Annotated in this window: 13 protein-coding genes; 12 read left to right on the forward strand and 1 reads right to left on the reverse strand. The window is 68.7% G+C overall.

What is annotated here, in order from left to right; all coding sequences use genetic code 11:
• Window positions 1-53 precede the first annotated feature (53 nt).
• The 3 genes from OG455_RS36500 to OG455_RS36510 are packed head-to-tail and all read left to right on the forward strand — an operon-like array spanning window position 54 to window position 1,443.
• On the forward strand, window positions 54-179 hold the full coding sequence (locus OG455_RS36500; protein WP_266300569.1) for a hypothetical protein: 126 nt from the start codon (window positions 54-56) through the stop codon (window positions 177-179).
• Window positions 176-1,309, forward strand: a complete 1,134-nt coding sequence (locus tag OG455_RS36505; RefSeq protein ID WP_266300570.1) for a methyltransferase domain-containing protein — start codon at window positions 176-178, stop codon at window positions 1,307-1,309. The genes OG455_RS36500 and OG455_RS36505 overlap by 4 nt, the downstream gene beginning before the upstream one ends.
• The gene (locus OG455_RS36510) at window positions 1,309-1,443 is read left to right on the forward strand and encodes a hypothetical protein (RefSeq protein ID WP_266300571.1); all 135 of its coding nucleotides are present in this window, start codon (window positions 1,309-1,311) and stop codon (window positions 1,441-1,443) included. Before OG455_RS36505 ends, OG455_RS36510 begins: the two co-directional genes overlap by 1 nt.
• 55 nt (window positions 1,444-1,498) lie before the next feature.
• Here OG455_RS36510 and OG455_RS36515 read toward each other — a convergent pair whose 3' ends face one another.
• Complete coding sequence (locus tag OG455_RS36515) at window positions 1,499-1,996, reverse strand: GIY-YIG nuclease family protein (RefSeq protein ID WP_266300572.1); 498 nt, start codon at window positions 1,994-1,996, stop codon at window positions 1,499-1,501.
• A gap of 197 nt (window positions 1,997-2,193) precedes the next feature.
• On the opposite strand from OG455_RS36515, the gene OG455_RS36520 reads away from it, so the two are divergent.
• From OG455_RS36520 to OG455_RS36560, 9 genes are all read left to right on the forward strand, one after another.
• On the forward strand, window positions 2,194-2,547 hold the full coding sequence (locus OG455_RS36520; RefSeq protein WP_266300573.1) for a hypothetical protein: 354 nt from the start codon (window positions 2,194-2,196) through the stop codon (window positions 2,545-2,547).
• Window positions 2,544-2,741 carry a hypothetical protein gene (locus OG455_RS36525; protein ID WP_266300574.1) on the forward strand — a complete coding sequence of 66 codons (198 nt, stop codon included), beginning with the start codon at window positions 2,544-2,546 and terminating at the stop codon, window positions 2,739-2,741. Before OG455_RS36520 ends, OG455_RS36525 begins: the two co-directional genes overlap by 4 nt.
• Entirely contained in the window at window positions 2,741-2,935 is a 195-nt protein-coding gene (locus tag OG455_RS36530) for a hypothetical protein (RefSeq protein ID WP_266300575.1), read from the forward strand. Before OG455_RS36525 ends, OG455_RS36530 begins: the two co-directional genes overlap by 1 nt.
• 111 nt (window positions 2,936-3,046) lie before the next feature.
• Window positions 3,047-3,961, forward strand: a complete 915-nt coding sequence (locus OG455_RS36535) for a hypothetical protein (RefSeq protein ID WP_266300576.1) — start codon at window positions 3,047-3,049, stop codon at window positions 3,959-3,961.
• 15 nt (window positions 3,962-3,976) lie between these two features.
• Window positions 3,977-5,338 carry a replicative DNA helicase gene (locus OG455_RS36540; RefSeq protein ID WP_266300577.1) on the forward strand — a complete coding sequence of 454 codons (1,362 nt, stop codon included), beginning with the start codon at window positions 3,977-3,979 and terminating at the stop codon, window positions 5,336-5,338.
• A 28-nt stretch (window positions 5,339-5,366) separates the two neighbouring features.
• The gene (locus tag OG455_RS36545) at window positions 5,367-5,603 is read left to right on the forward strand and encodes a hypothetical protein (RefSeq protein ID WP_266300578.1); all 237 of its coding nucleotides are present in this window, start codon (window positions 5,367-5,369) and stop codon (window positions 5,601-5,603) included.
• 4 nt (window positions 5,604-5,607) lie between these two features.
• Entirely contained in the window at window positions 5,608-6,066 is a 459-nt protein-coding gene (locus OG455_RS36550; protein WP_266300579.1) for a hypothetical protein, read from the forward strand.
• A gap of 180 nt (window positions 6,067-6,246) precedes the next feature.
• Entirely contained in the window at window positions 6,247-8,922 is a 2,676-nt protein-coding gene (locus tag OG455_RS36555; RefSeq protein ID WP_266300580.1) for a DEAD/DEAH box helicase, read from the forward strand.
• A 148-nt stretch (window positions 8,923-9,070) separates the two neighbouring features.
• The gene (locus OG455_RS36560) at window positions 9,071-9,709 is read left to right on the forward strand and encodes a hypothetical protein (protein ID WP_266300581.1); all 639 of its coding nucleotides are present in this window, start codon (window positions 9,071-9,073) and stop codon (window positions 9,707-9,709) included.
• The last annotated feature ends 1 nt before the right edge of the window (window position 9,710 follow it).

Genomic DNA, 9,710 nt, shown 5'->3' on the forward strand with positions numbered 1-9,710 from the left:
CCAGCCGCGCGCGATTGAGTAGGGCTGACGCAGACCCTCGAAGAGGAGCAGCAATGCCCGAGACGATCAACGCGGACGGTGGCGGCGACAAGCTACCCGGCCAGCCGTGGCCCGTGCCGAACCCGGAGCCACAGCCCGACGGTGGGCCGCCCCCCGGCGACGGGGGCCACCGCAAGTGACCGCCACCGATCAGGACCGCCCCGGCACTACGGGGCGGTCCTTCCCCGTATCCGGGCCGTGGGCCGCCGCGATGGACGCGCTCCCCCGGGCCCTGTTCCTGCCCGACCTGATGTGGGCGCACGACATGTTTACCGGCGCCAGCGAGCCCGTTGACCGCCGGGCAGATCCCGACGCTTGGGGTGAGGCCGCCGCGGCGGACATCCCGCTCGTCACCCAGTGGGACGACGGCCGGAACTCCGACGCCCAGGCGGGCACGGTGCCGACCAGCTCGGCGAGCATGCCGTCCATCGTCGCCGGCATGCTCGAAGACCTCGACGCGAGCCCAGGCATGCGCGTGCTGGAGATCGGCACCGGCACCGGATGGAACGCCGGCCTGCTTGCGCACCGGCTCGGCGACAACGCGGTGACGACCATTGAAGTGGACCCTGCTGTCGCCGAGGCAGCCCGCGAGCACCTGGCCGCCGCAGGCCTCCACCCCACCGTGATTACAGGCGACGGCTCTGCCGGTCACCCGGCCGGGGCGCCCTACGATCGGATCATCGCCACCTGCGGCATGCGGCACATTCCGCACGCTTGGATCGAGCAGCTCCAACCGGGCGGTGTCATCCTCGCCCCGTGGGGCACGCACTTCGAGAACGGCGACGCCCTGGTGCGTCTGACCGCAGCCCAGGATGGCACCCTGGCGGGCCCGTTCCTGCGCCCGGTGGAGTTCATGAAGATGCGCTCGCAGCGCCTCACGCCGCCGCAGCATCCTGTCGACTTCCCCGGCGACGCCTCCGTCAGCACAACCGCTGCGCGGCCGCCGTTCGGGCCGTGGAAGGCGTTTCCGTTCGTTGCTGGCCTGCGCCTCGCAGGCCTCACTCACGTCACGGACCGGCGCGGTGACGAGCGGGTGGTGTGGTTGTACGGGCTCGCGGACAAGTCGTGGGCCGCCGTCGTGTTCCAGGACGAGGTGGAGCGGTCCACGGTGTGGCAGTCCGGACCGCGGCGGCTCTGGGACGAGATGGAGGCAGCCCACGACTGGTGGCAGGCCGCTGGCCGGCCGGGCATCGACCGGTTCGGCCTGACCGTCGATCGCGACGGCCAGCATCCATGGCTGAACAGTCCCGACAACCGAGTGGAGCCCTGATGCCGGCAGAGGACGAGTGGACCAGCCCCGAGTACGCGGAGCTGGTCGCGCGGTACCGCAAGGCACAGCAGGAGGCCAAGGAGCGCGGCGAGGATCCACGCCTGAGCTGGTTCCTGCGAGCCCCCGCCGAGTAGGCCCGGCCAACGACGATGGCGCCCGCCGCATTTCGCGGCGGGCGCCTATGCACGCCTACTTCAGTCGACTGCCAGCTGGCCAGCATCTGCGACCGTGCCCCTCAAGTACACGGCGCTCACAGAGATCCCACATCAGGGCGGACATGGTCGCCGGTGACGTCTGGTACTTGGCTGCCAGGATGGTTGGGAATGGAAGCATGCGACCACGGGGGAACGCGCCGCTGTCGATGTCGGCGCGGAACAGCTTTGCGATCTTGGCCTTCCGTGGATCTTCATAGCGATCGCCGTCGACCCTGTGAGCGCGGCTTAGGTGCGAGGCGTCGAAACGTGGCTTCTCATGCTCGACGGCCGCCTTCTCGGCAGCTCCGGCCAGCGACCTGTCTTCGTACCACTCGTAGGTCTTGCGCGCGACGAGATGCCACCAGGGCTGGTAGTAGCGGTGCGTTGACCAGCGTGTTCGTAAGTCGTGAGTGATGCCGACGTACAGCAGGGCGTCGTCCGCGTCGTAGAACCGGTAGAGCGCGGTGGGTCGATCGGGGAGATCTTTCTTCACGGGGTCCTCCGGTCCTGGTGCCGTCATGTCGAGCCAGTGTGGCCCATTCCTCCAGAACATTGCAACTTATCAAGAAACCTTGTACGGTCAGGTTGTCCCTAGAAACGGGAACGGCCCCGCAGAAGCGGGGCCGATGACTCGTCATGAGTGCCAGCTGGCCTGGTAACCGAGGCACTCACAGCAGAGATGAGCCCATCATGACAGCTCTGGCTGCCCGAAGCACCACCACCCCCGCCGGTTCGTGCCCGCATCTCAACACCCAGTGCGTTGAACAGGGCCCCCATGACGAGCACTGGGGACCCGACAACGAGGTCGCCGCGATCCGCCCGGACGAAGCCATCCAGTCGCTGGCGTCCGCCCGCCTGTACTCCTACGCGGGCACCGACTTCGCCGCACCCCGCCTCTCGGTCGGCATCTCCGGCTTCGACGGCGACCTCACGTTGGCCGAGGTTGACCAGCTCGCCGCGGGCCTGCGCGACTTCGCGAACCGCCTACAGATCCAGGCCGCGCACCTCGCCGCCGCCCAGCGCCTCCACGAGGTGAACCGGTGAACACGACCGCCCCGCGCCCCACCGAGAACGCTGCGATCGGCCTCGCCATGCGCGCCAAGCCGCCGCGCCTCAACCTCTCCCAGCTCCTCCTCGACCGCGCCGCCGCCCGCCACCGCCTCGACCGCTACGGCGACTGGCTGCTCGGCCTGCGCATCCAGCGAACCCTCGCCGGCACCAGCGGGCTGGGGGAGTGATGGTCGTCAACAGCTACCCCGGCAACAACCCCGACGCGCCCGCCAACGCCACCAGCGAGGCCCGCGAGTACACCCAGGGCGGTGTCCCCGCGCACGTCGAGTACCGGTCGCTGGGCGACGCGTTCGACGTCGTCACCGACCCGCCCGGCCAGCAGCACGCCCGCAACGTGCTCGGCAACATCCTCGGCCGATAGGCCCCCGGGCCGCCTGCGCTTCGCGGGCGGCCCGCACACACCACCCCTGCGCCCAGCTGGAGCCGACGTGTACCCCAACACCCCTGACATGCCGCCCACGGCGGTGAGTTGATGGGGATCAAGCTGGTCGAAGAGGTCATGGACTGGTGCCCGGACGACGTGACGCCAGCCCAACGCTGGTGCCTGACCGTGCTCGCCAGGGACGCCAACGATGCCACCCGGGAGACCTGGCACGGGCCCGAGCATCCGGAGATCCTGCGCCGGATCCGGATGACGGCGAAGAAGTGGGAGGCGATGCGGTCGATCCTGCTGAAGCGCGGTCTGATCGAACCGGTGTCCGGCGGATTCCGCGGTCAAGCGGTTCGGTATCGCATCGCATCGCTGTTTGCGCCGTGCGTCATCCAGGACTGGCGAAAGACCCCCCTGCAGAGGGGGGCTTTCGGTGGGTACGTCGTCAAGGGAGAACGGAAAGACCCCCCAGGAGCGGGGGTCAATCAAGAGGAAAGACCCCCCAAGAACGGGGGGCAATCGGCGGAAAGACCCCCCTACAGAGGGGGTCCTACTCCTCTATCTCCTCCTCTTCAATCTCTCTCCTCCCCGTCCGACCCGTCTGAACCCGACCCCCAGCAGCCTCCCGCCGCACCCAGCGACGAGAGAGAGACAATCGCTGCGCGACCACAAGCAACCCCGACGACTGCTGCCCACCGTGCCGTCCGTGCGGCCGGCGTTGTTCCAGAAGCCGACGAGCCGGCGTTCATCGACTGGCTCACCCGCACCCACAACCCCCGCGGTCCCGGCTGGTGGCGGACCGTCAGTGCCGCCGGAGACCTCTCCGACCTCGCCGCCGTGTGGCGGGCCGAGCAGACCGGAGCCGCTGCCCAGCCCGCCGGGCTCGCACTGCTGGAACCCTGCACCCGCTGCGAGGACGCCAACCCGGCCGCCCGCTTCAATCCCCGGCTCCGCAAGAGCCCGGCCGGCGGCCTCTGCCCGGACTGCCATCCCGACGCCGCGCCCATCGCGGCCTGACCAAGGACTTAGCCAGTGACCCTGTTCGACACCGAACCCGCCGACGCCGTCGCCCAGTCCATCGAACGCGTTTCCCCGCAGAACATCCCCGCCGAGCAGGCCGTCATCGGCGCCATGCTCCTCTCCAAGGACGCCATCACCGAAGTCGTCGACATCCTCACCGCCGAGGACTACTACCGCGGCGCCCACCAGCTGCTGCACCGCACCATCGTCGGCCTGTACCAGCGCGGTGAGCCCGCCGACCCGTTCACCGTCCAGAACGCCCTCGACGCGAACGACCTGGTCCGAGTCGGCGGCGTCAACTACCTGTTCACCTGCAGCAACTCGGCGCCGACCGCGGCAAGCGCCGGCTACTACGCCGACATCGTCAAGGCACAGGCCACCCTGCGCGCCATCGTCGACACCGGCACGAGCCTCGTGCAAGCCGGCTACGCCTCAGCAGGCGGCGATGCGGAAGAGGTCCTCGACCATGCCGCGGGCCTGCTGCAGAAGCTCACCGCGACGTCCAGCACGACCGCGGTCAGCCGCGAGAAGCCCCTGCACGAGGTTTTGGACAACACCATGGCCATGTACTTCAACCCCGGAGACGGATCACTGCCGATCCCGTACGCGGACCTGGCCGAACTGGCGCCGGTCGAGAAGACCGACCTGGTCGTCGTCGCGGCCTCCCCGGGCATGGGCAAGACCACAGTGATGACCGACTGGGCGCGGTGTGTGTCGATCGCCAACGACGGCCGGACCCTGGTTGGCAGCATGGAGATGCCGCACACCCAGATCGGGCAGCGGATCATCTGCGCCGAGGCCAAGGTCAACCTGAAGCGCTTCCGGGCCCGCTGCTTGGACGACGACGAGATGCACCGGGTCGCCATGGCGATCCAGCGGATCCACGCCAAGCAGCTGCGGATCGACGACTCGCCACGGGTGCCGGTGTCACGGATGAAGACCAGGCTGCGGCAGATGCAGGCGGTTGGCGAACTGCCGGACCTGTACGTCGTCGACTACCTGCAGATCGCGAAGGCCGAGGCCGAGGCTGGGGCGAACCGCACGACACAGGTCGACTCCATCGCGGTCGGGTTGAAGGAGCTGGCGCAGGAGTTCGAGATCGTGGTTGTTGCCGCGGCGCAGCTGAACCGGCAGGTGTCGCAGCGTCCGGACAAGGTCCCGATGATGTCTGACCTGCGCGAAAGCGGCGGGATCGAGCAAAACGCCAACGTAGTGATCTTGCTGCATCGGGAGGACTACTACGAGAAGACCTCCCCGCGAGCCGGTGAACTCGACCTGATTGTCGCGAAGAACCGCATGGGCACAACGGGGACCGCCACAGTGGCCTTCAAGGGACATCTGGCCCATGCCTGCGACCTGCCGCACGACAGCTAGCCACCCTCAGTGATCGGAGTGTGCATCCATGGCCAGTGAGTTCACCCCCGACGACATCCACCAGATGGCGCAGCAGGGCGATTTGAGCACCTTCGTACGAAGCCTTATCCAGCGCCCCGGTTCGAAGACCGATGACGAAGTCCCAAGGACCGCCCCGCCGCAGTCGCGCGAGGACGGCCGTCCGGTCGGGGCGTGGCCCGCAGGATGCGGCCGGCCCGGCGACCCGATCCCGCGCCTGCCCGCCACCCATGACCCCGAGGAGTGACCGCATGACCGCCACGATCACCACGACCGGCTTGTGCCCGGTCTGCGAGGAAACCATCCGGATCCGCAACAACGGCACCCTGTACCGGCATGAGCAGCCGTACGACCCTGACGGGCCGATCGTCGGCACGATCACCGACGGCGGTGTCGTCTGGCACACCCAGTGCGGTGGCTCGGGGCGGAAGCCCGCCGTGGCCCTGCCGATGACGTTCGCCCGCTGGCTGCACGGGCACGCCGCCCGCCGTGACGCCCACGAGAACCCGGTGACGTACCTGGCGCAGCGCATGTTCCGCGGCTGCAGCTACTCGCCGAGGAGTGGGCCAGCCGACGTCGACTGGTCGACTGCGGGGGAGCTGCACGAGGTGCTGCACCGCGAGGGCTTCGGCAGAGAGGGCGGCTGTGACTGGCTGTGCGGCTACGTCGAGCAGGCTGGCGAAGACTTCGCACGATCCGTCGGCGGCTGAGTTCGGTTAGCTCCCGGCGTGTCGGCCCGGGGACCGGCCCCGTGCCGCCCACCAGTGACGAGCCGAACTGAGTATGTGAGGCTGGCTGTTCGCTTGCCATCCCCACCACGCTCCCGCTGTCCGCGCATTCGGAGTCATAAGGCGGCATTATGACTAGCAACCCCATTCGAGGAGACCCTCGTGAGCACAGTCGTCCGGACGGTGGCCCCGCAACTCCGTGACTACCAGCGTGCGGCCGTGGCGTCGGTCGCCACCGCCCTTGCTGGCGGTGGCGTCCGGCAGCTGCGAATGGCCTGTGGCACCGGAAAGTCACTGACTGCTCAGCGGGCCGCGGAGGCCCTTCTGGAGGCTGTGCGACAGCGGGGCCAGCAGCCGGGTGTCGTAGCCGTCGTGACGCCGTCTCTGGCGCTCGTGAAGCAGTTCGTCGACGGCTGGCGCCGGGACGCCGAACTCGGCCCCGTCCAGTGCCTCGCGGTCTGCTCCGACCGCACCATCGGCCAGTGCGACGAGTCAGCTCGTGTCGCGGACCTCGACGCGCAGGTGACCACGGACCCCGCCGTGCTCGAGCATCGGCTTCGTGCCCTACCTGCGTCCGGGATACTCCTGATCGTCAGTACATACGCCTCCGTGGCAGTGCTGGCGCGAGGCGTTCAAGCAGCAGGGCGGCCGCTGGACGTCCTTGTGTGCGACGAGGCGCACCACTTGGCCGGCAACCCGGCCGCATCCCTGCGGAGCCTCGTCTCGGACCCAGGGTGGCTCCCCGCAACGCGGCGGGTCTACATGACCGCCACGCCGCGCCTGTTCACCGAGCGCGTCACGAGCAGCGGCGCGCTGAGCATGGACGACTCGGCGCTGTTCGGTGAGGTCGCGTACGAGTATGCGTTCCCGAAGGCGATCGCCGACGGACACCTGGACGACTACCGGGCCCTGGTGACGGTCGTCGAGAGTGAGAGGGTCCGCCGGATCCTGGAACTGCTTGACGAGGCACGAGACACCGATGCCGGCGAGGCCCGCAACACGGTGGTGGCGCAGGTTGCCCTCCTTCGCTCCTGGCAGGAGCAGGGCGTGGGCAGGGCGATCGCGTTCTGCGACTCGATCCGCGGGTCCAAAGTGTTCACCGCGCAGCTCCGTCAGGTGGCGGCGATGTTGGGCTACGACCCCGACATGGTCACGGCGCTCCATGTGGACGGCTCGATGAGCAGCGAGCAGCGCGCCCCGATCCTGGCCGAGTTGGCGGCACCGTCGGACGGTCGGCTGGTCGTGGTGTCGAACGCTCGCTGCCTGGGTGAAGGCGTGGACGTGCCGTCGGTGGATGCGGTTCTCTTCGCCTGCCCCAAGCGGTCCGAGGTCGACATCATCCAGTCGGCCGGCCGGGCTCTGCGACGAAGTCCTGGCGGCCGCGGCGTCGCCAAGTTCATCCTGCCGATGATGCTCCCCGAAGCGCCCGACGGCGACCTTCCTTCGAACGTCCTGGACGGCACCGACTACGAGCCGGCGTGGACGGTCATCCGGGCGTTGCGAGACCTCGACAACGACCTTGGCGCCGAACTCGACCAGCTGCGCACTTCCGCGGTGCGCGAACCTGAAGCCCAGGAGGCCGACGATTCGCAGCAGGATGGACTGCCCGACAGGATCGCCATCGCGGGTCCGTGCGCCGACCCTGAGATCCTTCGGCAGATTGCTGTCGCGCTCATCGACCACACAACGGCACCCTGGCTGGACGGCTACGCCGCGCTGAAAGCGTTCCACGACGAGGCCGGTCACCTCAACGTCCCCGCCGGGGCCAAGCTTGCCGACGGCTCCTTCTTGAAGAGGTGGATCGCCCGCCAGCGTTCGGATCGCCTGAAGGGGATCCTGCCGTTCGAGCGAGTGGCTGCTCTTGATGCCTTGGGCTTCGAGTGGGATGCGGAGACCGCCGCCTGGTGGCGGATGTATGAGTTCTTCGCTGGGTCCGAGAGGGGCACTGAGGGCTTCGCCATGATGGGCAGGCGTTACTGGAAGTGGGTGGAGGAGCAGCAAGACGCTTACGCCGATGCCACGTTGAGCCAGGAACGGATTGCTGCCCTCAACGGCTGTGGCTTCGACTGGGTGCCTCTGGCCGTTCGGCAGGCCGAGATGGAGGCCGCCCGGGAAGTCAAGCAGCGGGCGGCCAGAGAAGCGGTTGCGGCGTGGCTGGCAGAGCACGGATGCGCCAACCTGCCTGGCCGCGTGATCGCAACAGACATCCATGGCAACGAGGTGGACATCGTCAAGTGGCTGGAGGACGTCTGCCGCCGACGCCACTGGGGAGAACTCGGCCCCGAGGAAGGAACGGCCATCGCTGCCATGGGGTTCGACTGGCTTCCGCCCTGGTGGCGTCAATACCTTGAACGAGTAGCGGCATTCCATGCGACGTTCGGGCATGTCGACATCCCGCGTGAGTTTGAGAACCCGGTCAGGGAGGGTGTCTTTGACCAGTCTCTGTCTAGCTGGCTCAATGACCAGCGACGGGACGCGAATCGAGGTGACCTGGCGCCTGAACAAGCCGCCGCTCTCAACGAACTCGGGGTCGGCTGGGTAGTGGCCGGACCCAGCCGTTCCGAGGCGGCTGCGGATTGGATGGAGACGGCGGAGCTCGCAGTGAAGTACTTCAAGGACCACGGCGATCTACGCGTCCCGCTCCACTTCAGAGCGGACGTTCCACAGCGCTACCCGTGCTACCTGGGCTGCTGGTTGCAGGTCCAACGACAGCGGCGAGCGGACGGCACACTCACGGGTGCGAGCGCAGCGTTGCTGGAGGCCCTTGGGATCGACTGGGACGTCGACTGGGACGAGTCATCTCGGGCTCGACCGTCAGCGCAGAGGGCCGCAGCCTGACCCGGAGCCGGCCGTGACCTGAACCGGCCGGCCCCATCTCCCCACCCCACCAGCCGAATTGGTCGTGGACCGCCACGCCAAAGGGGTACCCGTGCGCCCAAAAACACGGGACACTTGACCACATACCATCGCAAAGTGAGGCACCATCATGCTGGCCCCCACTGCCGCAGCGATCAGCGACGCGCTGCTCGCCGCTGCCCGCGCCCTCGTCCCCGATCTTCCCGAGCACGCTGTCGCTGTTCCCGCACCCGCCAGCTACGGCCGCGGCGCCACCCTGTTCGTCACCGTCGACCAGGTCGAGCACACCCGCCGCCAGCGCGCCGGGCTGCGCGCCATCACCCGGATCGAGCACCTCGGGCTGCTGCTCGGCCTGCCCGCCTGGGAGCCGGTCCCTGTCGGCTCGCTGGACCGGCGGGACCAGCAGTTGCTGCGCCACCTGCCCGCTGCCGCGGTCCACGTCGAGGCCGGGCACGTGACCCGCACTGCGGTCCGGCCGGTGACGGTGCATCTGGCGCTCCTCCCCGGCACCGCAACCCGCACGACGATCGAACGGGCGACCGCGTACGCCCCGTTCTGCGCCCGTGCGATCCTCGCGGCAGCACTCCCGCGCGACAAGGGCGTGCTGGCTGAGGCCGACTTCTGGGGTGTCGGCGTTGCGTACCGCAGCGAGACGCTCGTCCCGCCGACACCGTGGCGTCCCCAGCGGCACACCGCCGCGGGCTGGCTGTTCACCGAGAACGTGTACGAGCAGGTGCTCGCCCAGCGCGTCGCCACCCAGGAGGCCTGAG

This window comes from Kitasatospora sp. NBC_01287 (assembly GCF_026340565.1).
In the GTDB taxonomy this organism is placed as follows: Bacteria; Actinomycetota; Actinomycetes; order Streptomycetales; family Streptomycetaceae; genus Kitasatospora.

Excerpts from the sequence above, each read along its gene's own strand:
- OG455_RS36520 (WP_266300573.1), top strand. The coding sequence starts at position 2,194 with ATGACAGCTCTGGCTGCCCGAAGCACCACCACCCCCGCCGGTTCGTGC.
- OG455_RS36500 (WP_266300569.1), top strand. The coding sequence starts at position 54 with ATGCCCGAGACGATCAACGCGGACGGTGGCGGCGACAAGCTACCCGGC.
- OG455_RS36510 (WP_266300571.1), top strand. The coding sequence starts at position 1,309 with ATGCCGGCAGAGGACGAGTGGACCAGCCCCGAGTACGCGGAGCTGGTC.
- OG455_RS36530 (WP_266300575.1), top strand. The coding sequence starts at position 2,741 with ATGGTCGTCAACAGCTACCCCGGCAACAACCCCGACGCGCCCGCCAAC.
- OG455_RS36545 (WP_266300578.1), top strand. The coding sequence starts at position 5,367 with ATGGCCAGTGAGTTCACCCCCGACGACATCCACCAGATGGCGCAGCAG.
- OG455_RS36535 (WP_266300576.1), top strand. The coding sequence starts at position 3,047 with ATGGGGATCAAGCTGGTCGAAGAGGTCATGGACTGGTGCCCGGACGAC.
- OG455_RS36550 (WP_266300579.1), top strand. The coding sequence starts at position 5,608 with ATGACCGCCACGATCACCACGACCGGCTTGTGCCCGGTCTGCGAGGAA.
- OG455_RS36560 (WP_266300581.1), top strand. The coding sequence starts at position 9,071 with ATGCTGGCCCCCACTGCCGCAGCGATCAGCGACGCGCTGCTCGCCGCT.